The 23,369-nt window shown below is 46.5% G+C and carries 35 protein-coding genes, 4 tRNA genes and 1 pseudogene; 1 reads left to right on the top strand and 39 read right to left on the bottom strand.

Annotated elements, in window-relative coordinates; all coding sequences use genetic code 11:
- Positions 1-282: 282 nt before the first annotated feature.
- The 39 genes from H141_RS0118325 to murB all read right to left on the bottom strand — a co-directional run bounded on the left by H141_RS0118325 (position 283) and on the right by murB (position 22,800).
- The gene (locus H141_RS0118325) at positions 283-1,419 is read right to left on the bottom strand and encodes a serine hydrolase (RefSeq protein WP_240473146.1); all 1,137 of its coding nucleotides are present in this window, start codon (positions 1,417-1,419) and stop codon (positions 283-285) included.
- 254 nt (positions 1,420-1,673) lie between these two features.
- Positions 1,674-2,072, bottom strand: a complete 399-nt coding sequence (gene rplQ, locus H141_RS0118320; RefSeq protein WP_019677740.1) for a 50S ribosomal protein L17 — start codon at positions 2,070-2,072, stop codon at positions 1,674-1,676.
- Positions 2,073-2,111: 39 nt separating this feature from the next.
- Positions 2,112-3,101, bottom strand: coding sequence for a DNA-directed RNA polymerase subunit alpha (locus H141_RS0118315; RefSeq protein ID WP_019677739.1), 990 nt, complete (start codon positions 3,099-3,101; stop codon positions 2,112-2,114).
- A gap of 23 nt (positions 3,102-3,124) precedes the next feature.
- Positions 3,125-3,745, bottom strand: a complete 621-nt coding sequence (gene rpsD, locus H141_RS0118310) for a 30S ribosomal protein S4 (protein ID WP_019677738.1) — start codon at positions 3,743-3,745, stop codon at positions 3,125-3,127.
- Between the two features lie 33 nt (positions 3,746-3,778).
- Positions 3,779-4,168, bottom strand: a complete 390-nt coding sequence (rpsK, locus tag H141_RS0118305) for a 30S ribosomal protein S11 (protein ID WP_019677737.1) — start codon at positions 4,166-4,168, stop codon at positions 3,779-3,781.
- A gap of 14 nt (positions 4,169-4,182) precedes the next feature.
- Positions 4,183-4,539: a 30S ribosomal protein S13 gene (gene rpsM, locus H141_RS0118300; RefSeq protein ID WP_019677736.1), complete on the bottom strand. Its 357-nt coding sequence runs from the start codon at positions 4,537-4,539 to the stop codon at positions 4,183-4,185.
- A gap of 128 nt (positions 4,540-4,667) precedes the next feature.
- Positions 4,668-4,781, bottom strand: a complete 114-nt coding sequence (gene rpmJ / locus H141_RS21285; RefSeq protein WP_008950799.1) for a 50S ribosomal protein L36 — start codon at positions 4,779-4,781, stop codon at positions 4,668-4,670.
- 22 nt (positions 4,782-4,803) lie between these two features.
- The gene (gene secY, locus H141_RS0118295) at positions 4,804-6,132 is read right to left on the bottom strand and encodes a preprotein translocase subunit SecY (protein WP_019677735.1); all 1,329 of its coding nucleotides are present in this window, start codon (positions 6,130-6,132) and stop codon (positions 4,804-4,806) included.
- A gap of 15 nt (positions 6,133-6,147) precedes the next feature.
- Positions 6,148-6,582, bottom strand: coding sequence for a 50S ribosomal protein L15 (gene rplO, locus H141_RS0118290; RefSeq protein ID WP_019677734.1), 435 nt, complete (start codon positions 6,580-6,582; stop codon positions 6,148-6,150).
- A gap of 3 nt (positions 6,583-6,585) precedes the next feature.
- Positions 6,586-6,768 (bottom strand): 50S ribosomal protein L30, encoded by a 183-nt coding sequence (gene rpmD, locus H141_RS21280; RefSeq protein ID WP_083923082.1) that lies wholly within the window; start codon positions 6,766-6,768, stop codon positions 6,586-6,588.
- Positions 6,769-6,774: 6 nt separating this feature from the next.
- Positions 6,775-7,278, bottom strand: a complete 504-nt coding sequence (gene rpsE / locus H141_RS0118285; protein ID WP_019677733.1) for a 30S ribosomal protein S5 — start codon at positions 7,276-7,278, stop codon at positions 6,775-6,777.
- 9 nt (positions 7,279-7,287) lie between these two features.
- Positions 7,288-7,638, bottom strand: coding sequence for a 50S ribosomal protein L18 (gene rplR / locus H141_RS0118280; RefSeq protein ID WP_019677732.1), 351 nt, complete (start codon positions 7,636-7,638; stop codon positions 7,288-7,290).
- A 9-nt stretch (positions 7,639-7,647) separates the two neighbouring features.
- Positions 7,648-8,181, bottom strand: a complete 534-nt coding sequence (gene rplF / locus H141_RS0118275; RefSeq protein ID WP_019677731.1) for a 50S ribosomal protein L6 — start codon at positions 8,179-8,181, stop codon at positions 7,648-7,650.
- Between the two features lie 15 nt (positions 8,182-8,196).
- Positions 8,197-8,589 (bottom strand): 30S ribosomal protein S8, encoded by a 393-nt coding sequence (gene rpsH, locus H141_RS0118270; protein ID WP_019677730.1) that lies wholly within the window; start codon positions 8,587-8,589, stop codon positions 8,197-8,199.
- A gap of 21 nt (positions 8,590-8,610) precedes the next feature.
- Positions 8,611-8,916, bottom strand: a complete 306-nt coding sequence (gene rpsN, locus H141_RS0118265) for a 30S ribosomal protein S14 (protein WP_019677729.1) — start codon at positions 8,914-8,916, stop codon at positions 8,611-8,613.
- 11 nt (positions 8,917-8,927) lie between these two features.
- Positions 8,928-9,467 (bottom strand): 50S ribosomal protein L5, encoded by a 540-nt coding sequence (gene rplE / locus H141_RS0118260; protein ID WP_019677728.1) that lies wholly within the window; start codon positions 9,465-9,467, stop codon positions 8,928-8,930.
- Positions 9,468-9,486: 19 nt separating this feature from the next.
- Entirely contained in the window at positions 9,487-9,801 is a 315-nt protein-coding gene (gene rplX / locus H141_RS0118255; protein WP_019677727.1) for a 50S ribosomal protein L24, read from the bottom strand.
- 9 nt (positions 9,802-9,810) lie between these two features.
- A complete protein-coding gene (gene rplN / locus H141_RS0118250; RefSeq protein ID WP_019677726.1) occupies positions 9,811-10,179 on the bottom strand; it encodes a 50S ribosomal protein L14 in 369 nt (122 codons plus the stop codon).
- A 168-nt stretch (positions 10,180-10,347) separates the two neighbouring features.
- Positions 10,348-10,602 carry a 30S ribosomal protein S17 gene (gene rpsQ, locus H141_RS0118245; protein WP_019677725.1) on the bottom strand — a complete coding sequence of 85 codons (255 nt, stop codon included), beginning with the start codon at positions 10,600-10,602 and terminating at the stop codon, positions 10,348-10,350.
- Complete coding sequence (gene rpmC, locus H141_RS0118240; protein WP_019677724.1) at positions 10,602-10,793, bottom strand: 50S ribosomal protein L29; 192 nt, start codon at positions 10,791-10,793, stop codon at positions 10,602-10,604. Before rpmC ends, rpsQ begins: the two co-directional genes overlap by 1 nt.
- A complete protein-coding gene (gene rplP, locus H141_RS0118235) occupies positions 10,793-11,206 on the bottom strand; it encodes a 50S ribosomal protein L16 (RefSeq protein ID WP_019677723.1) in 414 nt (137 codons plus the stop codon). Before rplP ends, rpmC begins: the two co-directional genes overlap by 1 nt.
- A 12-nt stretch (positions 11,207-11,218) precedes the next feature.
- Entirely contained in the window at positions 11,219-11,932 is a 714-nt protein-coding gene (gene rpsC / locus H141_RS0118230) for a 30S ribosomal protein S3 (protein ID WP_019677722.1), read from the bottom strand.
- 9 nt (positions 11,933-11,941) lie between these two features.
- The gene (gene rplV / locus H141_RS0118225; RefSeq protein WP_019677721.1) at positions 11,942-12,274 is read right to left on the bottom strand and encodes a 50S ribosomal protein L22; all 333 of its coding nucleotides are present in this window, start codon (positions 12,272-12,274) and stop codon (positions 11,942-11,944) included.
- Between the two features lie 10 nt (positions 12,275-12,284).
- The gene (gene rpsS, locus H141_RS0118220; protein WP_019677720.1) at positions 12,285-12,563 is read right to left on the bottom strand and encodes a 30S ribosomal protein S19; all 279 of its coding nucleotides are present in this window, start codon (positions 12,561-12,563) and stop codon (positions 12,285-12,287) included.
- Positions 12,564-12,579: 16 nt separating this feature from the next.
- Entirely contained in the window at positions 12,580-13,404 is an 825-nt protein-coding gene (rplB, locus tag H141_RS0118215; protein WP_019677719.1) for a 50S ribosomal protein L2, read from the bottom strand.
- A gap of 16 nt (positions 13,405-13,420) precedes the next feature.
- Positions 13,421-13,723, bottom strand: a complete 303-nt coding sequence (rplW, locus tag H141_RS0118210; RefSeq protein ID WP_019677718.1) for a 50S ribosomal protein L23 — start codon at positions 13,721-13,723, stop codon at positions 13,421-13,423.
- Entirely contained in the window at positions 13,720-14,325 is a 606-nt protein-coding gene (gene rplD / locus H141_RS0118205) for a 50S ribosomal protein L4 (protein ID WP_019677717.1), read from the bottom strand. Before rplD ends, rplW begins: the two co-directional genes overlap by 4 nt.
- An 18-nt stretch (positions 14,326-14,343) precedes the next feature.
- Positions 14,344-14,982: a 50S ribosomal protein L3 gene (rplC, locus tag H141_RS0118200; RefSeq protein WP_019677716.1), complete on the bottom strand. Its 639-nt coding sequence runs from the start codon at positions 14,980-14,982 to the stop codon at positions 14,344-14,346.
- Between the two features lie 29 nt (positions 14,983-15,011).
- Positions 15,012-15,323, bottom strand: a complete 312-nt coding sequence (gene rpsJ, locus H141_RS0118195; RefSeq protein WP_019677715.1) for a 30S ribosomal protein S10 — start codon at positions 15,321-15,323, stop codon at positions 15,012-15,014.
- A gap of 245 nt (positions 15,324-15,568) precedes the next feature.
- Entirely contained in the window at positions 15,569-16,432 is an 864-nt protein-coding gene (locus tag H141_RS0118185) for a phospholipase A (RefSeq protein WP_019677713.1), read from the bottom strand.
- Between the two features lie 62 nt (positions 16,433-16,494).
- On the bottom strand, positions 16,495-18,234 hold the full coding sequence (locus tag H141_RS0118180) for an acyl-CoA dehydrogenase (RefSeq protein WP_019677712.1): 1,740 nt from the start codon (positions 18,232-18,234) through the stop codon (positions 16,495-16,497).
- Positions 18,235-18,384: 150 nt separating this feature from the next.
- A complete protein-coding gene (tuf, locus tag H141_RS0118175) occupies positions 18,385-19,569 on the bottom strand; it encodes an elongation factor Tu (protein WP_019677711.1) in 1,185 nt (394 codons plus the stop codon).
- 71 nt (positions 19,570-19,640) lie between these two features.
- Positions 19,641-19,716, bottom strand: a tRNA-Thr gene (locus H141_RS0118170).
- Positions 19,717-19,729: 13 nt separating this feature from the next.
- Positions 19,730-19,804, bottom strand: a tRNA-Gly gene (locus tag H141_RS0118165).
- A 30-nt stretch (positions 19,805-19,834) separates the two neighbouring features.
- Positions 19,835-19,919: transfer RNA gene (locus H141_RS0118160), tRNA-Tyr, on the bottom strand.
- A gap of 5 nt (positions 19,920-19,924) precedes the next feature.
- A tRNA-Thr gene (locus H141_RS0118155) sits at positions 19,925-20,000 on the bottom strand.
- Positions 20,001-20,111: 111 nt separating this feature from the next.
- On the bottom strand, positions 20,112-20,807 hold the full coding sequence (locus H141_RS0118150; protein WP_019677710.1) for a type III pantothenate kinase: 696 nt from the start codon (positions 20,805-20,807) through the stop codon (positions 20,112-20,114).
- On the bottom strand, positions 20,808-21,794 hold the full coding sequence (birA, locus tag H141_RS0118145) for a bifunctional biotin--[acetyl-CoA-carboxylase] ligase/biotin operon repressor BirA (protein ID WP_157611021.1): 987 nt from the start codon (positions 21,792-21,794) through the stop codon (positions 20,808-20,810).
- Entirely contained in the window at positions 21,787-22,800 is a 1,014-nt protein-coding gene (murB, locus tag H141_RS0118140) for a UDP-N-acetylmuramate dehydrogenase (RefSeq protein ID WP_026349547.1), read from the bottom strand. Before murB ends, birA begins: the two co-directional genes overlap by 8 nt.
- Before the next feature lie 388 nt (positions 22,801-23,188).
- Here murB and H141_RS20610 point away from each other — a divergent pair.
- A pseudogene (locus H141_RS20610) lies at positions 23,189-23,369 on the top strand (IS110 family transposase); the annotation flags it as partial.

The following is a 23,369-nucleotide window of genomic DNA, read 5'->3' as shown; positions in this document are numbered from 1 at the left end:
TTTACACGAACATCATCATAAGTGCCCACACAGATAATTGATTGCTAATTGTTAAAGAGCGTGCTTCAAACTCGTCCCTTGGGAGAGTGAAGCGAGAACCGCTTGCGCCATTCTCAGAAGTCTTTCTCAGTCGTTTGCTGCGTTGCCACTGCCCCGTCTGTGGATGCGCATTATAGAGATCCGGCAAACAGGATCAAGATCTTTTTGACAGAAAGATGACTGACCGGGTGTTTTTTGTGCAATAAGCCGTAATAAGCTGCAAAACGTTGAAAAAACACTCGATTAATCGCCGTTATTTTTGATGTAACTCAGATCAGGTTCTATTGAACGCTGCCGCTGTAACTCATGTTGGTAGATCAATTGCCCCAATTGCCTCATGAAAGGCTTGGCGACTTCGTTAAGCTGATAGTTATCGTCATTTAAGGTATCATTTTCATTGGCGTAAATAACTGCGACCAGCAAAAACTCAACATTGCGCTCGATATCAACAATGTAGGCACCATCAATAGCATGACCATAAGCCCAACCGGTTTTGTTGAAAATTTTAAGGTTGCCCGGTATTGTTTCAGCATCACCGCCAACTAACAAAAATTTGGCATAATTATCAGGGTATTCGTTTGCATCATAAGACGGGAAACGACTTATAGACGGTGCCTGCCCCATATACCGCATAATAAATTCCCTGTTTTGCTCACTAATATTAAACTGTTGCTCTGCGCTGAATGCTTCAGGGAAAAAGATCCTTTTTAGCACGCCGTTAAAATCGACCAGAGAAAAACGGTTTTTTTCGCTAAAGTCCATAGGCTCAGGCACCAGCTTACCATTCGCAATGTGTGCTTTACCTAACAACGCTGATGGCTGATTAGCATAGCGCTTTTCGCTGCTACGGGCAGGTAGCGATAATACCAGCCGATTGTCAGCGTCTACAAACCGCACTGGGTTGTAGTGCCGTTGTTCCACTTCTGCTAAAGGCATACTTAAACGATGGTTAATGACAGTATTAGTTAAGTCTTTATGTTCCAATTGCTCATTAATATAATCCTGACCTAATAGCTCATATAACCGGTTATAAGCATCGTTATCACTCACCAGCAGAATTTTTTTAATATAGTGACCGATACTGGGTAGTTTGTTTTCAGCACTGTCATCTGCCTGAGCCGTTGTTTGTGCCTGGCGGCTACTGCCGCTGAGCATGACAGTATCTTTGGTTAAACCCGGCTGTTTTTGTTGTTCTAACCATTGAAGTGCCAATAGTGCTATCGGTAACTTAACGGTACTTGCCGGATAAAAATAGCGCTGTTCTTTCAGCGCATACTGATAATGCGTAAACCCTACTTTGCTGTTTGGCTGACGATCAATCTGAGTATAGAGGAACTGTACTTTAAATCGCTCTGGATCTGTAAGGACCTTAACAACCATTGGATAATCTGCAGCACTATTGGTCAGTAGTGGCTGAAGCGGATAACATTTTCCAGATTGACTAGCAGTACAAGCTAAAGCCTCAACTGAAAACAGTGAAAGGAAAATTAAAACACCAGCAATAAACAAGGCACGAATTGGCTGCATAGCACACCTTCATAATCCAGAATATTCTAGCTTAGACAGATTTCAGCGGAAAAACAAACAGGCATAAAAAAACCGGGCAAGAGCCCGGTTTTTACTTTGAGATTAGCTTACTCAGCAGCAGTTTCTTCAACTGGCAGAGCGTCCACTTCCGGACGATCAACTAACTCGATATAGCACATTGGTGCGTTGTCGCCAGTACGGAAGCCACACTTCAAAATACGAGTGTAACCACCTGGACGCGCGTTGTAACGCGGACCTAAAACATTGAACAACAAACCAACAACTTCTTTATCACGAGTACGGGCAAAAGCTAAACGGCGGTTTGCAACGCTGTCGTTTTTGGCCAGGGTGATCAATGGTTCGATCACACGACGTAACTCTTTAGCTTTTGGCAAAGTCGTTTTGATGATTTCGTGCTTCACCAACGAGCTTGCCATGTTGCGGAACATTGCAGTACGGTGGCTGCTATTCCGATTTAATTGACGACCACTCTTGCGATGGCGCATGATCTATTCCTTCTCACTAAACCAGGAACTGGTGTCTGGTTAGTCTTTATTTACCAAACTAGCTGGCGGCCAGTTTTCCAGGCGCATGCCCAGAGATAAACCGCGCGACGCCAACACGTCTTTGATTTCGGTAAGTGACTTCTTACCAAGATTAGGCGTTTTCAGCAACTCAACCTCGGTACGTTGTACCAGATCACCGATATACTGAATCTGCTCTGCCTTCAAGCAGTTAGCAGAACGAACTGTTAACTCTAAATCATCAACTGGACGTAACAGAATCGGATCAAACTCCGGCTTCTCTTCACGTTTTTCCGGCTCACTCTTATCGCGCAATTCAACAAAGAATTCCAGCTGTTCAGCCATAATTGTTGCTGCACGACGAATGGCTTCCTCAGGCTCAACAGTGCCATTGGTCTCCATATCGATGATCAGCTTATCCAGGTCAGTACGCTGTTCTACCCGAGCCGACTCAACGGTGTAAGCAATACGCTCAACCGGACTGAACGACGCGTCTAGTAACAGACGACCTATTGGACGTTCGTCATCATCAGAGGACAAACGAGCTGATGCAGGAACATAACCGCGACCACGCTCAATCTTCAGGCGCATACTGAACTCAGTTTCACCCGTCAGATTACAAATAACGTGCTCTGGGTTGGTAATAACCACACCGTCGCCACGCTGGATATCTCCAGCAGTTACAGGGCCGGCACCTTTCTTCGTTAAAGTCAGCGTGACTTCATCTTTGTCTTCCAGGCGAACGGCAAGGCCTTTGAGGTTCAGTAAGATATCGATAATATCTTCCTGTACGCCCTCTTTAGCACTGTACTCATGGAGAACGCCGTCGATTTCTACTTCAGTCACTGCACAACCTGGCATTGACGATAACAGAATACGACGTAACGCGTTGCCCAAGGTATGCCCGAAACCGCGCTCAAGTGGTTCCAAAGTAACTTTGGCACGAGTTGGGTTGATCCTTTCGATACCAACTAATCTCGGCTTAAGGAATTCGGTGACAGAACCCTGCATATATCCTCTCTTAACAATTAGCTTTACTTAGAGTAAAGCTCGACGATTAACTGTTCGTTGATGTCCGCAGACAAGTCAGAACGCTCAGGCAGACGTTTGAAAACGCCTTCCAGCTTCGTGTTGTCAACTTCTATCCAAGTTGGCTTCTCACGTTGCGCTGCTACTTCAAGAGCTGCACTAATACGTGCTTGCTTCTTGGCTTTCTCGCGCACAGAGATCACTTGTTCAGGTAATACAGTGTACGATGGGATGTTAAGCACTTTGCCATTTAATAAAATAGCTTTGTGACTTACCAGTTGGCGTGCTTCAGCACGAGTACTGGCCAGACCCATACGGTAAACCACGTTGTCCAGACGAGACTCTAACAACGCTAACAGGTTTTCACCGGTATTGCCTTTCAAACGAGCAGCTTCTTTGTAGTAATTACGGAACTGCTTCTCTAACACGCCGTACATACGACGCACTTTTTGCTTCTCGCGTAACTGTAAACCATAGTCTGATAAGCGACCGCGACGTGCGCCGTGCTGACCAGGAGCAGTTGTTAAGTTACACTTTGAATCAATTGCTCTTACGCCGCTTTTCAGGAACAGGTCTGTACCTTCGCGACGACTAAGTTTGAGCTTAGGACCCAAATATCTTGCCATCTTCTTTCTCCAATAATCCGTGAAGCGCTGTAATTACACGCGACGTTTTTTAGGGGGACGGCATCCGTTATGCGGGATAGGCGTCACGTCGGTGATATTTGTAATGCGGTATCCAGCGGCGTTCAGTGCACGAATCGCTGATTCGCGGCCTGGGCCAGGACCATTTACAAACACTTCAAGGTTCTTAAGACCATATTCTAACGCAGCAGTACCGGCACGTTCTGCAGCTACCTGAGCAGCGAACGGCGTTGACTTACGTGAGCCACGGAAACCTGAACCGCCAGAAGTTGCCCAGCAAAGAGCGTTACCCTGACGATCGGTGATCGTAACGATGGTATTGTTGAAAGAGGCATGGATATGAGCCATACCATCAGAAACTTGCTTTTTTACCCGTTTACGAGTACGAACTGGTGCTTTTGCCATGTTATTACCCCGTCCTATTTCTTAATCGCTTTGCGTGGACCTTTACGGGTGCGCGCATTGGTCTTAGTTCTCTGACCACGAACTGGCAGACTACGACGGTGGCGTAAGCCACGGTAACAACCAAGATCCATTAAACGTTTAATGTTTAATGTCACTTCACGGCGTAAGTCACCTTCAACGGTGTACTTAGCAACTTCGTCACGAAGCGTATCTAACTGCGCATCTGATAATGCAGCAATTTTCATACTTTCTTCGATACCCACAGCAGCTAAAATTGATTTAGCGCGGGTTTTACCGATACCATAAACATAAGTTAAAGAGATAACTGCATGTTTATTATCGGGGATGTTAATGCCAGCGATACGGGCCACTAACGTTCTCCTATAAAAAATTAAAAGGTGCCAATTTGAAAAGCCCGTAAGGATACTCAAATGGCGCTCATATTGCAAACAATTAACGGGCCGAACTCAATGTCCAGCCCGATAAACTGCTTTCTACCTTAACCCTGGCGCTGTTTGTGCTTAGGTTCACTGCAAATTACCCGCACAACATTGTTGCGCTTGATAACTTTACAGTTACGGCAGATCTTCTTAACGGAAGCTCGTACTTTCATAACTTAACTCCGCAAATATATCTTAACGGCTATAGCCTTTAAGATTTGCCTTTTTAAGCACAGAATCATACTGATGCGACATCAGATGGGTCTGTACCTGTGCCATAAAGTCCATAATAACGACTACGATAATCAGTAAAGATGTACCGCCGAAGTAGAATTGCACATTCCATGCAACCATCATGAACTCGGGAACCAAACAGATAAAAGTAATATACAAAGCACCTGCTAAGGTTAACCGGGTCATCACTTTATCAATGTATTTTGATGTCTGCTCACCAGGACGGATCCCAGGGATAAAAGCACCGGATTTCTTCAGGTTGTCTGCTGTATCGCGCGGATTAAACACCAACGCGGTATAAAAGAAACAGAAGAAAATGATAGCCGCCGAGTATAACATCATATACAGCGGTTGTCCCGGAGATAAAGCTAGCGACACTTCCTGGAGGAAGTTAGCAACCATACCTTCGCCTGTACCAAACCAACTGGCAATAGTGCCTGGAAACAGAATAATGCTGGAAGCGAAAATTGGCGGTATAACCCCGGCCATATTTACCTTTAACGGTAAATGGCTACTTTGCGCGGCAAAAACCTGACGGCCCTGCTGACGCTTAGCATAGTTAACCACAATACGACGCTGGCCGCGTTCAACGAACACCACAAACCAGGTAATCGCAATAACAATTACGCCAATAGCAACTAATAGTAAAAAGTGCAAATCGCCCTGACGTGCCATCTCAATCGTCTGGCCAATGGCAGACGGGAAGCCAGCAACAATACCGGTAAAAATAAGCAATGAAATACCATTACCTATACCACGTTCGGTAATTTGCTCACCTAACCACATTAAAAACATGGTGCCGGTAACCAAACTAATGATCGCGGTAAAGTAAAATGCAAAGCCCGGGTTAAGTACTAACCCCGGCATCATATTTGGTAAGCCAGTGGCTATACCAATAGACTGCAGTATTGCTAAAGCTAAAGTACCGTAACGGGTGTATTGGTTTATCTTACGCTTGCCTGCTTCGCCTTCTTTCTTCAACTCGGCCAGATGCGGGTGCATCACGGTTAGCAGCTGAACAATAATAGAAGCAGAAATATAGGGCATAATACCCAACGCAAATACAGAAGCCCGTTCAAGAGCACCACCGCTGAACATATTAAACATTTCAACGATGGTGCCTTTTTGTTGCTCGAATAACTGAGCCAGCACGTTGGCGTCAATTCCAGGAATTGGCACAAAGGAGCCTAACCGAAAAACGATTATGGCCAAAAGTACAAATAACAGACGGGATTTCAGCTCGCTGAATCCGCCTTTTGCACCTCTTGAGTCCGAACCTGGTTTAGCCATAGCGTACTATCCTTATTATTCTTCGACTTTACCGCCGGCGGCTTCGATGGCTGCGCGCGCGCCTTTAGTTACGCCTAAACCTTTTACAGTTACCGGACGAGTAAGCTCGCCAGACAGCACAACTTTAGCGAACTTAACAGTGCGAGAAATGATGTTAGCTTCCATTAAGGTTGCTAAATCGACTACGTCACCATTAACTGCAGCCAGCTCGTGTAACCGAACTTCAGCAGAAACCAAAGATTTCTGTGAAGTGAAACCAAACTTAGGTAAACGTTGTTTCAATGGCATTTGACCGCCTTCGAAACCAGGACGCACTTTACCGCCTGAACGTGATTTCAGACCTTTGTGACCACGACCTGCAGTTTTACCTAAGCCAGAACCGATACCACGGCCTACGCGTTTTTTATCTTTCTTTGCACCTGGTGCGGGAGAAAGTGTATTTAAAAGCATCTTTTACTCCTCCACTTTAACCATGTAATACACAGCGTTAATCATGCCGCGAACTGAAGGTGTATCTTCAACTTCAACAGTATGATTAATACGGCGCAAACCTAAACCCGTTAACGTTGCACGATGCTTCGGTAAACGACCGATGCTCGATTTAGTCTGGGTTACTTTAATTGTCTTCTTCGCCATGGCAAATTACCCCAAAATGTCATCAACGCGTAAACCGCGTTTAGCTGCCACTTGTGCCGGTGACTTCACTGAAGCCAGGGCATTGATGGTAGCGCGAACTACGTTAATTGGGTTAGTTGAGCCGTAACACTTAGACAGAATGTTCTGGATGCCCGCTACTTCCAATACGGCGCGCATTGCACCGCCAGCGATCAAACCAGTACCTTCTGATGCAGGCTTCATAAATACATTAGAGCCTGAATGCACACCACGAGTTGGGTGGTGTAAAGTGTGACCATTTAACTCAACCTGGGTCATGTTGCGACGTGCTTTTTCCATTGCTTTTTGAATAGCAGCTGGAACTTCACGTGCTTTACCATAACCGAAACCAACGCGGCCGTTGCCGTCACCGACTACAGTCAACGCAGTAAAGGAGAATATACGACCACCTTTAACTACTTTTGACACGCGGTTAACTGCAACAAGCTTCTCTTGTAAATCAGATTGTTGTTTAGCTTCTTCGTTAGCCATGAGCTACTCCTAGAACTGAAGACCGGCTTCACGTGCGGCGTCTGCTAACGCCTGTACGCGACCATGATACTGGAAGCCACTGCGGTCAAAAGCACAAGCAGTAACGCCTTTGGCTACTGCGCGTTCGGCAATCGCTTTACCTACAGCCTTTGCAGCATCTACGTTACCTGTGTACTTCAATGATTCACGAATAGTTGCTTCTGCAGTAGAAGCAGCAACGATCACTTCAGCATTTGGTGCGATAAGCTGGGCGTAGATGTGACGTGGTGTACGGTGTACAACCAGGCGATTCGCACCTTGTTCGATAATGTTTCTGCGAGTGCGTTTGGCACGGCGCAGACGAGCAAGTTTCTTATCCATCGTCTTACCCTACTTTTTCTTCGCTTCTTTACGACGCACGTTTTCATTCGCATAACGAACACCTTTGCCTTTATAAGGCTCTGGTTTACGGTATGCCCGGATGTTTGCAGCAACTTGACCAACTAATTGTTTGTCAGCACCTTTTACCAAGACTTCTGTCTGGGTAGGGGTTTCGATAGTGATACCGTTAGGGATCTCGAAAACCACCGGGTGAGAAAAGCCCAGGCTCAGGTTTAATACCTTACCTTCTGCTTTTGCACGGTAACCAACACCAACAAGTTCCAGTTTCTGAGCGAAACCTTCACTAACACCTGTTACCAGGTTATTGATCAATGCACGGGCAGTACCCGCTTGTGCGTTTGCATTTTCGAAACCGTCACGAGGATTGGTACGTAATACGTTACCTTCGACAACGATCTCAACCGCAGGGTTAACGTTAACCGTTAACTCGCCGTTTTTGCCCTTCAGCGTCACAACCTGACCGTTTTGCGTTAAAGTAACGCCGGTTGGGATAGTGACTGGGGCCTTAGCAACACGAGACATAGATTACTACCTCCGTTACGCTACGTAGCCGATGATTTCGCCACCGATACCAACCTTGCGCGCTGCGCGGTCAGTCATTAGTCCTTTAGATGTTGACACAATGGCCACACCTAAACCGCCCATTACCTTAGGTAACTCGCCGCTCTTCTTATAGATTCGCAGACTTGGACGACTAACACGATCGATAGTCTCAATAACTGATTTGCCCTGGAAATACTTTAACGTAACTTCCAGCTCTGGCTTAACATCACCAGACACAGCGAAATCGCCGATGTAACCTTCGTCTTTTAATACTTTCGCGATTGACACCTTCAACTTTGAAGATGGCATTTTAACCGCAACTTTATTGGCAGCTTGGCCGTTGCGGATGCGAGTAAACATATCCGCTACTGGATCTTGCATGCTCATAGCTCGTTACTCCCGTGATTCTTACCAGCTAGCCTTACGAAGGCCAGGAATTTCACCGCGCATAGCTGCTTCACGAACCTTGATACGGCTCATTCCGAACTTACGCAGATAACCATGTGGACGACCTGTTACACGACAACGATTCCGTTGACGTGAAGGGCTGGAATCACGCGGCAACGTCTGTAGCTTCAGAACTGCTGCCCAACGGTCTTCATCAGAAGTCGCTGGATTCGCAATCAGGTCTTTCAGCTCATGACGCTTTGCAGCGAATTTGGCTACCAGTTGTGCACGCTTTACTTCGCGAGCTTTCATTGATTGTTTTGCCATGACCCTACACCTTATTTCTTGAACGGGAAGTTAAACGCGGCAAGTAAAGCACGTCCTTCGTCATCGCTACGGGCGGTAGTTGTAATAGTGATATCTAAACCACGTACTGCGTCTACTTTATCGTAATCGACTTCTGGGAAAATGATTTGCTCACGTACACCCATGCTGTAGTTACCACGGCCATCAAATGACTTCGGGTTTACACCGCGGAAGTCACGAATACGTGGGATAGCAATAGAGACTAAACGCTCTAAAAAATCCCACATACGCTCGCCGCGCAGGGTCACTTTTGCGCCAATAGGGTAGCCTTCACGGATTTTGAAACCAGCTACAGATTTACGAGCCTTAGTGATAAGTGGCTTTTGGCCAGCAATAGCGGTTAAATCCGCTACTGCGTTATCCAGGATCTTTTTATCTGCAACCGCTTCACCCACACCCATATTGAGCGTGATTTTAACAATCCGAGGGACTTGCATGACGCTGGTGTAGCCAAACTGTTTAAACAGTTCTGGGACTACGGTGTCTTTATAAATTTCATGCAGTTTCGCCATCGTATTACTCCAATAGCAATTAGATTACTTCATTATTCGATTTGAAGAAGCGAACTTTCTTGCCATCTTCAAAACGGAAACCTACGCGATCAGCTTTACCCGTTTTAGGGTTAAAAATCGCTACATTTGAAACATGAATAGAGGCTTCTTTCTCAACGATACCACCCGGGGTATTAAGCGCAGGAACAGGTTTCTGATGCTTTTTTACCAGGTTAACGCCTGAGATATAAACACGGTTTTCAGAAAGCAGAACTTTCGTTACTTTGCCGCGTTTGCCCTTGTCCTTACCAGTAAGAACAACCACCTCATCATCACGACGGATTTTACTAGCCATTGTGACTCCTTACAGTACTTCTGGTGCCAGTGACACGATCTTCATAAACTTATCGCCACGAAGTTCACGTGTTACAGGTCCGAAAATACGTGTGCCGATCGGTTCCAGCTTAGTGTTCAACAACACTGCTGCATTGCGATCAAAACGGATTAATGACCCGTCCTGACGACGTACGCCTTTGCGTGTACGCACCACCACTGCATTCAGAACGTCACCTTTTTTAACCTTACCGCGCGGAATTGCTTCCTTAACAGTAATTTTAATGACGTCACCAATTGCGGCATAACGGCGATGCGAACCACCTAAGACCTTAATACACATTACGCTGCGCGCGCCGCTGTTGTCTGCGACTTCCAGCATAGATTGCATCTGGATCATCTTAGTGCTCCGCTATTCTACTATATAGCCCTCTCGGACTACGCTGCTTACGATAATAAATACCCCCCCAGATAGAGGGGCGCGTGATTATAACAGCACTTTTACTAAATGGATAGTTTAAAAATAAAAAACGGCCCCGGAAGGCCGTTTCTCTCAGTGTCTTAAAAATTAAGACGCTGATTCAACTACCGCTACCAGAGTCCAGGACTTAGTCTTGGACAGAGGACGACATTCACGAATTGTGACAACATCGCCTTCATTACACTGATTGGTTTCGTCATGTACGTGCAGTTTGGTTGTACGTTTGATGAATTTCCCATAAATAGGGTGCTTCACAGAACGTTCGATAGCAACGGTGATAGACTTGTCCATCTTGTTACTGATCACTTTACCTTGCAGCGTACGGATATTCGCTTCAGTCATTACGCACCTGCCTTCTCGGTTAAGATAGTCTTAACGCGCGCGATATCACGACGCACCTGCTTCAATAAATGTGTCTGAGCTAACTGACCAGTAGCTGCTTGCATGCGCATATTGAATTGCTCACGTAACAGACCTAATAATTCAGCGTTTAACTCTTCTACACTTTTCGATTTTAATTCGCTGGCTTTCATCACATTACCGTCCGCGTTACAAAGGTTGTCTTAAATGGAAGCTTAGCAGCAGCAAGCGTAAATGCATGACGCGCTAACTCTTCAGACACACCGTCCATTTCGTACAGAACTTTGCCAGGTTTAATCTGACATACCCAGTACTCAACAGAACCTTTACCACTACCCATCCGCACTTCAAGCGGCTTAGCAGTAATTGGCTTGTCTGGGAACACACGGATCCAGATTTTACCAACACGCTTAACAGCCCGCGTCATAGCACGACGTGCAGATTCGATTTGACGTGAAGTCATTTGACCACGTTCTAATGATTTCAGTGCATAAGTACCGAAAGATACTTTATCGCCTACCTGGGCTAAACCACGGTTACGACCTTTGTGCACTTTACGAAATTTTGTACGTTTTGGTTGCAACATCGCTCAATACCCCTACTTAGCCTTACGTGCCGGTTTTTTCGGCGCTTTAGGCTGGTTGTTATTGTTAGCGTTGTTGGTGTTGCTGCTTAATGGCAGAGCTCCTAAGATCTCGCCTTTAAAAATCCACACCTTAACACCAATGATACCGTAAGTAGTTAAAGCTTCTGAGGTGTTGTAATCAATGTCAGCGCGCAGGGTGTGCAATGGCACACGACCTTCACGATACCATTCATCACGGGCAATCTCAGCGCCGCCTAAACGGCCACTTACCTGCACCTTGATACCTTTAGCGCCAATCCGCATTGCGTTTTGTACTGCGCGCTTCATCGCACGACGGAACATAACACGACGCTCTAACTGGCTGCTGATTGAATCAGCGACTAACTTGGCATCTAATTCAGGCTTGCGGATTTCAGAGATATTGATCTGCGCAGGTACGCCGGCAATAGCGGCAACTTGCTTGCGGATCTTCTCAACGTCTTCACCTTTCTTACCGATAATTACGCCTGGACGAGCAGTGTGAATAGTCACACGGATACTTTTCGCAGGGCGCTCAATATCAATCCGGCTAACTGAAGCGGCTTTCAATTGCTTCGTCAGGTACTGACGAACTTTGTAGTCACCGTTTAAGAAATCCGGGAAATCTTTAGTATTCGCGAACCAGGTTGAGCTCCATGGCTTAGTGATACCTAGGCGAATACCATTAGGATGTACTTTCTGTCCCATTTCTATCTCCTAGTTATCAGCTACAACCACAGTGATGTGGCTGGTGCGCTTAACAATACGGTCAGCACGACCTTTAGCGCGTGGCTTAATCCGTTTCATAGAAGGACCTTCATCGATGAAGATGGTCTTCACTTTCAACGTATCAATATCCGCACCTTCGTTGTGCTCAGCGTTGGCAATGGCTGATAAAAGAACCTTTTTAACTAACTCAGCAGCTTTCTTAGGGCTGTAAGTCAGTACGTTCAGCGCCTTATCAACTGACAATCCACGCACCTGGTCAGCGACCAGACGGGTTTTTTGTGCAGAAGAACGGGCAAATTTGTGTTTAGCTAATGCTTGCATCATTTACCCCTTAGCGCTTCTTGGCCTTTTTGTCGGCTGCATGACCACGGTAAGTACGAGTAGGTGCAAATTCACCTAACTTGTGACCAACCATCTCTTCCGAGACAAACACCGGTACATGTTGACGACCATTATGGACAGCGATGGTCAAACCGATCATATCAGGTATGATCATTGAACGACGGCTCCAAGTCTTTATAGGCTTCTTGTCACCGCTTTCCAACGCTTTCTCTACCTTCTTCAGCAAGTGAAGGTCAATAAATGGACCTTTCTTGAGAGAACGTGGCATGGCAATTCCTCACAAATTATTTATCACGACGACGTACGATAAGTTTATCAGTACGCTTGTTTGAACGAGTTTTGTAGCCTTTAGTTGGTACGCCCCATGGAGTAACAGGGTGACGACCACCAGAAGTCTTACCTTCACCACCACCGTGTGGGTGGTCAACCGGGTTCATTACTACACCACGTACGGTTGGGCGAATGCCGCGCCAGCGCATAGCACCAGCTTTACCGTATTGACGTAACATGTGCTCGGCATTACCGATTTCACCGATAGTCGCGCGACAATCTGCTAATACTTTACGTACTTCACCGCTACGCAGACGCAGAGTGACATACTCACCGTCGCGTGCCAGGATCTGTACGAAAGCACCGGCTGAACGAGCCAGCTGGCCGCCTTTACCTGGTTTCATTTCGATATTGTGCACAACCTGACCTACCGGGATATTCCGCAGTGGCAAGGTGTTACCCGCTTTAATAGGCGAGTCCATACCAGAAATAACTGAATCACCAGCTTTCAGGCCTTTAGGGGCCAGAATGTAACGACGCTCACCGTCTGCATACAGTACTAAAGCGATGTTAGCGGTACGATTTGGATCGTATTCTAAGCGTTCTACTTTAGCCGGAATGCCGTCTTTAGTGCGTTTGAAGTCGACAACACGATAATGTTGCTTATGACCACCACCGATATGACGGGTAGTGATACGACCTTTGTTGTTACGACCACCAGTTTTAACGTTCTTCTCTAACAAAGGAGCATAAGGCTTGCCTTTGTACAGGTCAGGGTTAACCACTTTTAATACGTGGCGACGACCTGGTGACGTAGGTTTACACTTTACAAGTGCCATTTCCTAACTCCTCTTCTTACTCAGCGCCGCCAACGAAATCGATTTCGCTGCCTTCTTTAAGAGTAACGTAAGCTTTTTTCCAATCGCTACGCTTGCCCATCCGCGCACCAGTGCGCTTGGTCTTACCCTTAACATTAACAGTGCGAACACCTACTACTTCTGTTTCAAACAGTTTTTCTACTGCAGCTTTAATATCAGCTTTAGTAGAAGTAGTAGATACCTTGAAAACGATAGTGTTGTTGTTCTCTGCCGCATTAGTTGCTTTTTCAGAAACGTGCGGAGCCAGAATCACTTTCAGTAAACGTTCTTCACGGATCATGCTAACAGCTCCTCAAGTTGTTTAACTGCAGCAGCAGTCATTAACACTTTGTCGAATGCGATTAAGCTGACCGGGTCGATACCGTGTACGTCACGTACGTCAACCTTGTACAGGTTACGTGCAGATAAGAACAGGTTCTCATCTACTTCGTTAGTCACAATTAATACGTCTTTCAGATCCATCGCCTTTAATTTGGCAGATAATTCTTTGGTTTTCGGGGTATCAACTGCGAAGTTTTCCACCACGATTAACCGTTCCTGACGCACTAATTCAGACAGAATGCTCATGATCGCACCGCGATACATTTTACGGTTTACTTTCTGGCTGTGATCTTGTGGCTTAGCCGCAAATGTCACACCGCCTCCGCGCCAGATTGGGCTACGGATTGTACCAGCACGGGCACGGCCTGTACCCTTCTGGCGCCATGGCTTCTTGCCGCCACCGCGAACTTCTGAACGAGTTAACTGTGCACGGGTACCTTGACGGGCACCAGCTGCATAAGCAACTACTACCTGGTGTACCAGAGCTTCGTTAAACTCACGTCCAAAGGTAGCTTCGGAAACTTCAAGAGCGCCTTGAGCGTCTCGTAATGCTAATTCCATCACTTATCTCCTCAGACGTTAGCTTTTAACAGCTGGTTTAACGATCACGTCACCACCGATAGCACCAGGCACTGCGCCTTTCACTAACAGAATGTTACGCTCTGCGTCTACACGAACCACTTCAAGCGATTGCACGGTTACCCGTTCTGCGCCCATGTGACCAGCCATTTTTTTACCTTTGAATACTTTACCAGGTGATTGGTTTTGACCAATAGAACCTGGGGCACGGTGTGACAAAGAGTTACCGTGAGTAGCATCCTGGGTACGGAAATTCCAGCGCTTAACAGCACCAGCAAAACCTTTACCTTTTGATGTGCCAGACACATCAACTTTTTTCGTTTCTGCGAAAATATCCACAGTAATCTCGCTGCCAACCTGAATGTCAGCGCCTTCGTTGTCTTGCAGGCGGAATTCCCACAGACCACGACCAGCATCAACACCCACTTTCGCAAAATGACCCGCTTCTGGTTTGTTCAGGCGATTAGCCTTAACAGTGCCAGCAGTCACTTGCAGCGCGCTATAGCCTTCAACGTCTTGCGTTTTAACAGCAGTAACGCGGTTTGGTGTCGCTTCGATTACGGTTACAGGGATCGATACGCCATCTTCAGTGAAGATGCGAGTCATGCCCACTTTACGACCGATTAGACCGATAGCCATTTCCTAAACCTCTCTAAAAACCTGTCTGATTAACCCAGGCTAATTTGAACGTCAACGCCAGCAGGCAGATCTAAACGCATCAGCGCATCAACCGTTTTCTCGGTTGGTTCAACGATGTCGATTAAACGCTTGTGGGTACGGATTTCGTACTGGTCACGCGCATCTTTATTGACGTGAGGAGAAATCAGAACAGTGAAACGTTCCTGACGGGTTGGCAGTGGAATTGGACCACGGACCTGGGCGCCAGTACGCTTAGCTGTGTCAACGATTTCCATAGTTGACTGATCGATCAAACGGTGATCGAACGCTTTCAGACGGATGCGTATCCTTTGACTACTCATGTATCAAAGCCTCAAAGAGCAAAAAGAGCAAAAATAAACATAAGCCATAACCCAATTTGGGTATGCTTATGCACCAAAGTACCAGTTGCTCCCCAATCGGGAGCATTGTCGAACAGTTAATTCAACCTGAAGCGAGTTCAGCGCTGTTAACTGTTGCAGCCAGAATTAAATCGACTGGCCGCGCATTATACTGAAATCAGCCACTAACGCAAGTGTTGTTTATAATTTGCGCTGTCTTTTGCTGCTCAGAGAATATCATTTAGTTCAAAACCGATACCAATTCGGGTAACCGAGCGATCGTAATCAATCAGACTTTCGCCATAACCAGTGAATAACTCCGCATAAAGCCGGATATGGCGATTAAACGGCTGAGAGTAAGAAAAACGCACTGCGCCTTTATTGTCGCTGCGTAAATTATTGCGAAGCATTAACCGCCAGGTGGCATCGTCCTGTTTATACGCTGCTGATAATTCAAACCAGCCCATATATTTTGTGATATCGGGGTTGTCGTCGCCTTTCGGATCATCAACAGACGTTTTTTTTTGCTCATTAAAGCGATACCAGGGTTCAAAATTAATAAAAACATTGCCAATAGAGGTAACCCAGCTCAGTTTTAAACGGTTCCAGCTGCGTGATAGTTCACCGGCACGGCCGTTTGACTGGTGCGAGATACTTAAACTGATAATCCTGCTCGCTGCTTCTTCGTAGTTGCGGTAGTGCGGTAGCATCAGAATAAGCTCTGGCTCGTAGTTGGTTTCCCGAAACGGCGATGACACTTCCGTGTTGTAGGCCTGCCAATAAGCCTGCTGGGTAAATGCAAAAAACAGATAGCCATTATCTTTATAGATTTTACTCCAGAGCGGGGTTTTCAGGCTTAACTGAAATTTAGCCTCCAGGTTATCTGAGGGTGCACTCGCCCCATCACGGTTTAACGTACTGGCGATGCCATCAACATAAGTCAATGGCATCAGATAGTTAGTTTTGTGCGGCAGTAAGGTAAAGGGTTCGTAGTTATCCCATTGCTCTGCTTTTAATCTTTTATCTAAAGCATCAGCGGCAAACAGAGGCAGTGCAGTCCAAAGTAGCAAGCTGCCAATTAGTAACTTCATAACGCACCTTTAAAAGAAGCCTTGCTTAGTTTCCGGGCTTCATGCCACAACTAACCAAGTGGTCAAAAATTTTCAGCTCCCAGTGTATATAGTGTTACTGAGTCTGAGCTTAATACTGCACTAATCCCGCTGACTCTGGGCAAAATCCGGCTAAAGTACCAGTTGGCAGTATGCATTTTCGCACTGATAAAACCTTTACTGTGTTTATTAACGTCAAGTGCTATCACGTTTTTATACCACATATAACCATAAAGTACGTAAGAAACCAGAGCCATATAATCACAGGCCGCGCCAGCCAGCACGGTATTTTCCTGAGCAAGAAGCTGCAAAGTAAGTTGGCGCAAATTTGTAATATAAGTAGTTAACGGAGCAGCTAAAGCTTCTGGTTCGTCTGCAAGCTCGGCTGCAATATCGTCCAGCAGGCTGAATAACACAGCGCCTTTATCTGCCGCTACTTTGCGCAACATAAAGTCAGCCGCCTGAATGCCGTTGGTACCTTCGTATATCTGGGCAATCCGCACATCACGCACCAACTGCTCCATACCCCACTCTTTTACGTAGCCATGACCGCCAAATACTTGCTGGGCTGTGACACATGCATCTAAACCCTGATCAGTCATAAAGGCTTTGGCGATCGGTGTCAGTAAGTTTGCGCGCTGGCCGGACGCCACACAGTTATCATATTTCGATTTATCCAGCAGTGCTGCCACCCAGGTAGCAAAGGTTCGGCCGGCTTCATTCATTGCTTTAATATTCAGCAGCATCCGTTGCACATCCGGGTGGCCGATAATCGACTCTGCCTTATTAGCGTTTTGCTCGGTGATCCGTCCCTGTAAGCGATCCTTAGCATAAGCTAGTGCATTCTGATAGGCCCGCTCGGCGGCGCCCAGGCCCTGACTACCCATCGACAGCCGCTCATAATTCATCATGGTAAACATGCAACTTAAGCCACGATGAGGCTCACCAATTAAGTAACCTTTGGCATCATCGAAATTTAACACGCAGGTAGCCGAACCATTAATACCCATCTTATGCTCAATAGAGCCGACACTGACGCCATTGCGCTCGCCGGCCTCGCCATTTCCATCCAGCAAATACTTAGGCACCAGAAACAACGAGATACCACGACTGCCAGCGGGGGCATCTGGTAGTTTGGCCAGTACCAGATGGATAATATTGGAGGTAAGTTCATGCTCACCGGCGGTAATAAATATTTTGGAGCCGTTTAACGCATAACTACCATCAGTATTAGGTTTGGCGGTGGTGCGCATAATGCCCAGATCAGAACCGGCATGTGATTCAGTTAAACACATAGTGCCGGACCACTCACCGCTATACAGTTTTGGCAGATAAATATTCCTGGTGGTTTCATCCGCATGCTGTAGCAGAGCAACACAGGCACCGGCGGTTAGCCCCGGATAAAGTGAAAAAGCAATGTCGGCACTGCAGAGCATTTCATCTACCATCATCGACAATGCTTTTGGCATACCCATGCCGCCATACTGCGGATCGCCACTTAAACTGGTCCAGCCGCCCTCAACTAAACTTTGGTAGGCAGTATAGTAATGAGCAGGCAGGCTTACCTTGCCATCATTTAACTGTGCGCCGCATTGATCGGCATCAGCTGCATACGGTGCAATTTGTTGCTCACATATTTTAGCGGCCTCTTCCAGGATAGCTTTTGCCGTATCGGCCTCAATTAAGTCCTTTAACTGACCATTTGTTTGCCAGTACTGGTCTAACTGCCAGACATCAAACAAGTTAAAAGTCATATCGGTTATCGGGGCCTGATAGCTGCTCATAGCAAATTCCTCACTGGACGGATGAGTTAGTAATATGGCATATCCATCTGGTGCAAACAAGGTATTCAAACGGCCGTTTGAATTTTATTTTGCTAACAAAAAAGGCTCCTCAGGGGAGCCTTCTTTACATTACCGCTATTCGGTTACGAATTAAGCGATGATTTTAGATACTACACCAGCACCTACAGTACGGCCGCCTTCACGGATTGCGAAGCGTAAACCTTCGTCCATCGCGATTGGGCAAATCAGCTCAACAACAAACTTCAGGTTGTCGCCTGGCATTACCATTTCTACGCCTTCTGGCAATTCAACTGCGCCAGTTACGTCTGTAGTACGGAAGTAGAACTGTGGACGGTAGCCTTTGAAGAATGGAGTATGACGACCACCTTCTTCTTTTGACAGTACGTACACTTCGCCTTCAAACTTAGTGTGCGGCTTGATTGAACCTGGCTTAGCTAATACCTGGCCACGCTCTACGTCTTCACGCTTAGTACCACGTAACAACGCACCAATGTTCTCGCCCGCACGACCTTCGTCTAACAGCTTACGGAACATTTCTACACCAGTACAGGTAGTCGCTACTGTGTCTTTAATACCAACGATTTCTACAGTCTCGCCTACTTTAACGATACCTTGCTCAACACGGCCTGTTACTACAGTACCACGGCCAGCAATTGAGAATACGTCTTCAATTGGCATGATGAATGGCTTGTCAATCGCACGGACCGGCTCAGGGATATACGTATCTAACGCTTCGCCCAGCTCCAGAATTTTCTTTTCCCACTCGGCATCGCCTTCCAGACCTTTCAGCGCTGAACCACGGATTACCGGTAAATCGTCACCCGGGAAGTCGTAGTCTGAAAGAAGCTCACGCACTTCCATTTCTACCAGCTCTAACAGCTCTTCGTCATCTACCATGTCACACTTGTTCATGAACACGATGATGTAAGGTACGCCTACCTGACGTGATAACAGGATGTGCTCACGCGTCTGTGGCATAGGGCCATCAGTCGCCGCAACAACCAGAATTGCACCGTCCATCTGCGCCGCACCGGTGATCATGTTCTTAACATAGTCAGCGTGACCCGGGCAGTCTACGTGTGCATAGTGACGAGTTGGCGTATCATATTCAACGTGTGAGGTGTTGATAGTAATACCACGGGCTTTTTCTTCCGGTGCTTTGTCGATTTGATCGAAAGCAAATGCCTGACCGCCGTATGTCTTAGCTAATACGTTAGTGATAGCAGCTGTCAGAGTAGTTTTACCGTGGTCAACGTGGCCAATTGTACCTACGTTTACGTGCGGTTTTACGCGTTCAAATTTAGCCTTAGCCATAAGTAACCCTTATTAAACAAAACGGCGGTTTTAAAAAATTTGGTTTAAATAATAACGAGAGGCAAACAAGATGGTGCTGATACCCAGAATCGAACTGGGGACCTCATCCTTACCAAGGATGCGCTCTACCGCCTGAGCTATATCAGCATGTAACATGTTGTGGAGCGGGCAGCGGGAATCGAACCCGCATCATCAGCTTGGAAGGCTGAGGTAATAGCCATTATACGATGCCCGCGGCCTACTCGTAGCTATTTGACTGACTGAATGGTGGAGGGGGAAGGATTCGAACCTTCGAAGGCAGTGCCGGCAGATTTACAGTCTGATCCCTTTGGCCACTCGGGAACCCCTCCACTAATGGTGCCGCTTATCCGAGTCGAACGGATGACCTACTGATTACAAGTCAGTTGCTCTACCAACTGAGCTAAAGCGGCACTACGTCAGTGGGTGCGAATTCTAGTAGAATGCCGGTAACGGCGCAACAGAAAAAACCAAAAAATAGCGTTTTTCTTGTCTGACCGCTCATTTCCTGTGCAAATAAAGCGTTAATGGTCAATATATCGGGCAAGACCCTGAAAAATCAATAAAGGTTCAGTTGTCACAACCAAATCTGCTAACTGAGGTTTCAGATATAATGCATCGCCACCGGTCAGAACTAAACGTTCAGCTTTGTTTAACAACCAACCTTGCTGTATAGCGCCAATAACAGCAGCCAGACAGCCATTTTGTAAACATGATATTGTTTCCTTGCCTGGGATCACCCTGGCATCGAGTAACTCTTTATTAAATACTTTTGCCGTTTGCTCAACGACACTTTGTTGTTGCAAGCGCAATCCGGGCATTATCCAGCCTCCCTGATGCATACCTTGCTCATCAATCCAGTCAATAGTCAGTGCAGTGCCCGCGTCGACTACCATTACTGATTGTTTAAAAAAAAGTTTTTGGGCACCTAATAACGCCAGCCAGCGATCTACCCCTAGCAGATGCGGTTCGGCGTAACAATTAGTGACCCCGAAAGCCTGTGCTTCTGAGCCTACCTGGCGCCAGGGTATATGATCCAGCTCTAGTCTGACTTTTAGTGCATGAAGCCGGGTATCAGTAGCTACGCAGGCAAAATAGACCGCAAAAAGAGGCAGCGCTTTTAAGCTTTCCGCCGTTAACTGCGGTAAAGCACTTATATGGCCTGCATTAAATAACGCCGCTTTTTCCCGGGTATTACCTATATCCAGCAATAGATACATCTAGCCTCCTGCCCGTAAACTTAGTTCACCGCCATAATATACGTCCGTAGATTGCCCGGTTTCAATAATGATACCGCCCTGCTTATCTACCCCCCGGCAAATCCCTGTTATTGGCATTTTTGCCATCAATAACACCTTACGGTTGGCATATAAGTCGTGCTGGTTAAACTCAGTAACAAAAGACGCAAAACCAGCCCGGCTAAACTCCCGCAATACACTGACAACCTGATGCTGTAGCGCAACCACTAAGCGATTGCGATCAACTCGCTGCTGTGATTCAGTTCGAAGATCTGTATAAGGTTGGTCAATATGCTGCCTACTTTGTTCAGGCATCCCAATATTTAAACCTATACCGATGACCACATCACAAGCAGCAGCAACCTGACCAGATAATTCGACCAGGATGCCGGCTATTTTTCTGTCATTAACGTAAATGTCATTAGGCCACTTCACTCTCGCATCAAGCTGATATTGATGTTGCAGTAGACGGCAAACAGCCAGGCCAATAGCTAAACTTAACCCCATTGCAGCTGTTACACCCTGCTCGAGCCGCCAAAAACATGAAAAATAAAGATTGGCACCGAAAGGGGAATACCAGGTCCTACCACGCCGGCCACGCCCCGCAGACTGAGCTTCAGCAATAATAACACTTCCCTGCTCAAGCGGTTGTCCCGTTTGAAGTTTATTAAGTAATTGACTGTTTGTAGAATCGGTAATGTGTTGCACCAGGATCTGTGCGCAATCGGCGGCCTGTAGTTTTTTTATCTTGTTTGCATCCAGTAATTGGATTGGATTTGCCAGTTTGTAACCGCGACCTTTAACACTAAATATCTCCAGGCCATGCTGCTTTAGCTCATTTAAATAATTAGCCACTGCAGTTCGGCTAATACCAAGCTGCTCTGCAAGCCACTGACCTGAATAAAAACTGCCATCAGCCAGGTACTGCAACAACTGCCGCTGACATACCAGGCTGGTTTTATTAGACATATTGCTGGCCATCACTATTCAAAAGCCTGACTTCTGGCTCTAAAGTTATCTGGTAAGCTTGGCAGACCTTGCTTTGGATCTGACCAATCAGTGTTAGTAAATCTTCTGCGCAGCCGTTACCATAGTTAACCAACACCAACGGTTGTTTTTCGTAGCAACCAATATCGTTGTGTCGATAGCCTTTAAAACCCTGCTGGTCTATCAGCCAGGCTGCTGGGACTTTTACCTGACTATTATGTTGTTTAAATCCGGGAATAGCCGGGTAACGCTGCTGCAATCGTTGATAGTCAGCGCCGCTGATCACCGGATTTTTGAAAAAACTGCCACAGTTTGCCAATTGGCGGTAATCAGGTAACTTACTACTGCGGGTGGCAATAACCTGCTGGTAAATGTCACAGACAGCACTGGTTGCCGGCAATTTGTCCAGCCCCTGATAACTAAGCACCGGTCTGGCGAGTATTGTTAAGTTTAAGCCGACAGCAACAATAATACCTTTACCTGCTAACTGATGCTTAAACACACTGTCCCTGTAACCAAAATTGCAGTCACTTGTCGTCAATCGCTGTAAGCTTTTCGTCTGCCAATGGTAGTAATCCACATAGGCACAGACATCAGCCAGCTCTACTCCGTAAGCTCCTATATTCTGCACCGGAGCAGCGCCAACAGAACCCGGAATTAGCGCCAGATTCTCAATGCCCCATAGCTGCCTTTTTACTGTAGCAGTGACAAGCTGATGCCAGTTATGGCCAGCTTCGACATGCAGCAAGCAGTGACCATCATCCAACCAGGTTTCAGTGATGTTAGCGCCGGTATAACGCACTATTGACCTGGTTTGCGCTTGCAGAAAAACGGTATTGCTACCCTCACCCAATACCAGTGGAGCAGATGAAGAAGAATCAATCTGTTCCAAATCAGCCAAACAACCAACTTCGATAACAGTTGCCAGGCGGGTTTTCAAACGGAAAGTAGAATAAAGCTCTGCTGGCTGATCGTGGAGGATATGCATAGTAAGGCCACTGACAATATAAGACGTTATTGTAAAACTGATAAATAGCTAAAGCAAATCCCTGAATCCCCCCTTTTACAAAGGGGCAGGCCAAAGCGCACTCCGATGTAGCATGGCGACAAATTCGTCAGGAACGTTTTCACTCGCAACATCCTTGTCGCTCACCTACGGCAGCGTAGCTGCGCAAAACGGCTTTCCTGCCGTTTTGTGGACTGCACGATATTATTGCATGGCGACTAAAACGCCTGGAGCGTTTTAGGACGTCGCGTGCGACGGCCCGAAGGGCGAAACACAGGGATGATGAGATGGACACCTCAAGTGAAATCGGCGTCACAATGCGCCATTATTGATGTGTTAACCGTCAATAAGCTTACATGAGGTGTCCAAAATGAAAGTTACACTAATTGGAATCGATTTAGCAAAAAGTATTTTTCAGATCTGTGGCGTTAATCAGGCAGGTAAAGCGGTTTTTAATCGCACGATTAAACGCAAAGATTTATTGGTCTTCTTAGCTAATTACCCAGATGCAACCATTGCGATGGAAGCCTGCTCAGGCTCAAATTATTGGG

Origin of the sequence: Arsukibacterium perlucidum DSM 18276 (genome assembly GCF_000382165.1) — a bacterium.
Classification (GTDB): Bacteria; Pseudomonadota; Gammaproteobacteria; order Enterobacterales; family Alteromonadaceae; genus Alishewanella; species Alishewanella perlucidum.
Note: the sequence above shows the minus strand (reverse complement) of the source record. Positions and strands in the feature narration are given on the sequence as shown.

What these genes read in the sequence shown, in the direction of transcription:
- rplV (WP_019677721.1), bottom strand. Translation starts at nt 12,274, where the DNA reads ATGCAAGCATTAGCTAAACACAAATTTGCCCGTTCTTCTGCACAAAAA.
- H141_RS0118315 (WP_019677739.1), bottom strand. Translation starts at nt 3,101, where the DNA reads ATGCAGGGTTCTGTCACCGAATTCCTTAAGCCGAGATTAGTTGGTATC.
- H141_RS0118150 (WP_019677710.1), bottom strand. Translation starts at nt 20,807, where the DNA reads ATGTATCTATTGCTGGATATAGGTAATACCCGGGAAAAAGCGGCGTTA.
- rplE (WP_019677728.1), bottom strand. Translation starts at nt 9,467, where the DNA reads ATGGCGAAACTGCATGAAATTTATAAAGACACCGTAGTCCCAGAACTG.
- rplW (WP_019677718.1), bottom strand. Translation starts at nt 13,723, where the DNA reads ATGATCCGTGAAGAACGTTTACTGAAAGTGATTCTGGCTCCGCACGTT.
- rplN (WP_019677726.1), bottom strand. Translation starts at nt 10,179, where the DNA reads ATGATCCAGATGCAATCTATGCTGGAAGTCGCAGACAACAGCGGCGCG.
- rplX (WP_019677727.1), bottom strand. Translation starts at nt 9,801, where the DNA reads ATGGCTAGTAAAATCCGTCGTGATGATGAGGTGGTTGTTCTTACTGGT.
- rpsC (WP_019677722.1), bottom strand. Translation starts at nt 11,932, where the DNA reads ATGGGACAGAAAGTACATCCTAATGGTATTCGCCTAGGTATCACTAAG.
- rplP (WP_019677723.1), bottom strand. Translation starts at nt 11,206, where the DNA reads ATGTTGCAACCAAAACGTACAAAATTTCGTAAAGTGCACAAAGGTCGT.
- rpsQ (WP_019677725.1), bottom strand. Translation starts at nt 10,602, where the DNA reads ATGACTGAAGCGAATATCCGTACGCTGCAAGGTAAAGTGATCAGTAAC.
- rpmD (WP_083923082.1), bottom strand. Translation starts at nt 6,768, where the DNA reads ATGGCGAAGAAGACAATTAAAGTAACCCAGACTAAATCGAGCATCGGT.
- rpsE (WP_019677733.1), bottom strand. Translation starts at nt 7,278, where the DNA reads ATGGCTAACGAAGAAGCTAAACAACAATCTGATTTACAAGAGAAGCTT.
- rpmJ (WP_008950799.1), bottom strand. Translation starts at nt 4,781, where the DNA reads ATGAAAGTACGAGCTTCCGTTAAGAAGATCTGCCGTAACTGTAAAGTT.
- H141_RS0118185 (WP_019677713.1), bottom strand. Translation starts at nt 16,432, where the DNA reads ATGAAGTTACTAATTGGCAGCTTGCTACTTTGGACTGCACTGCCTCTG.
- murB (WP_026349547.1), bottom strand. Translation starts at nt 22,800, where the DNA reads ATGCATATCCTCCACGATCAGCCAGCAGAGCTTTATTCTACTTTCCGT.
- rpsH (WP_019677730.1), bottom strand. Translation starts at nt 8,589, where the DNA reads ATGAGCATGCAAGATCCAGTAGCGGATATGTTTACTCGCATCCGCAAC.
- rplO (WP_019677734.1), bottom strand. Translation starts at nt 6,582, where the DNA reads ATGCTTTTAAATACACTTTCTCCCGCACCAGGTGCAAAGAAAGATAAA.
- rplB (WP_019677719.1), bottom strand. Translation starts at nt 13,404, where the DNA reads ATGGCACTTGTAAAGTGTAAACCTACGTCACCAGGTCGTCGCCACGTA.
- secY (WP_019677735.1), bottom strand. Translation starts at nt 6,132, where the DNA reads ATGGCTAAACCAGGTTCGGACTCAAGAGGTGCAAAAGGCGGATTCAGC.
- rpmC (WP_019677724.1), bottom strand. Translation starts at nt 10,793, where the DNA reads ATGAAAGCCAGCGAATTAAAATCGAAAAGTGTAGAAGAGTTAAACGCT.
- rpsN (WP_019677729.1), bottom strand. Translation starts at nt 8,916, where the DNA reads ATGGCAAAACAATCAATGAAAGCTCGCGAAGTAAAGCGTGCACAACTG.
- rpsS (WP_019677720.1), bottom strand. Translation starts at nt 12,563, where the DNA reads ATGCCACGTTCTCTCAAGAAAGGTCCATTTATTGACCTTCACTTGCTG.
- rpsK (WP_019677737.1), bottom strand. Translation starts at nt 4,168, where the DNA reads ATGGCAAAAGCACCAGTTCGTACTCGTAAACGGGTAAAAAAGCAAGTT.
- H141_RS0118180 (WP_019677712.1), bottom strand. Translation starts at nt 18,234, where the DNA reads ATGAGCAGCTATCAGGCCCCGATAACCGATATGACTTTTAACTTGTTT.
- rplD (WP_019677717.1), bottom strand. Translation starts at nt 14,325, where the DNA reads ATGGAATTAGCATTACGAGACGCTCAAGGCGCTCTTGAAGTTTCCGAA.
- rplC (WP_019677716.1), bottom strand. Translation starts at nt 14,982, where the DNA reads ATGGCTATCGGTCTAATCGGTCGTAAAGTGGGCATGACTCGCATCTTC.
- birA (WP_157611021.1), bottom strand. Translation starts at nt 21,794, where the DNA reads ATGTCTAATAAAACCAGCCTGGTATGTCAGCGGCAGTTGTTGCAGTAC.
- rpsD (WP_019677738.1), bottom strand. Translation starts at nt 3,745, where the DNA reads ATGGCAAGATATTTGGGTCCTAAGCTCAAACTTAGTCGTCGCGAAGGT.
- rplR (WP_019677732.1), bottom strand. Translation starts at nt 7,638, where the DNA reads ATGGATAAGAAACTTGCTCGTCTGCGCCGTGCCAAACGCACTCGCAGA.
- H141_RS0118325 (WP_240473146.1), bottom strand. Translation starts at nt 1,419, where the DNA reads ATGGTTGTTAAGGTCCTTACAGATCCAGAGCGATTTAAAGTACAGTTC.
- rplQ (WP_019677740.1), bottom strand. Translation starts at nt 2,072, where the DNA reads ATGCGCCATCGCAAGAGTGGTCGTCAATTAAATCGGAATAGCAGCCAC.
- rpsJ (WP_019677715.1), bottom strand. Translation starts at nt 15,323, where the DNA reads ATGAGTAGTCAAAGGATACGCATCCGTCTGAAAGCGTTCGATCACCGT.
- rplF (WP_019677731.1), bottom strand. Translation starts at nt 8,181, where the DNA reads ATGTCTCGTGTTGCTAAGGCCCCAGTCACTATCCCAACCGGCGTTACT.
- tuf (WP_019677711.1), bottom strand. Translation starts at nt 19,569, where the DNA reads ATGGCTAAGGCTAAATTTGAACGCGTAAAACCGCACGTAAACGTAGGT.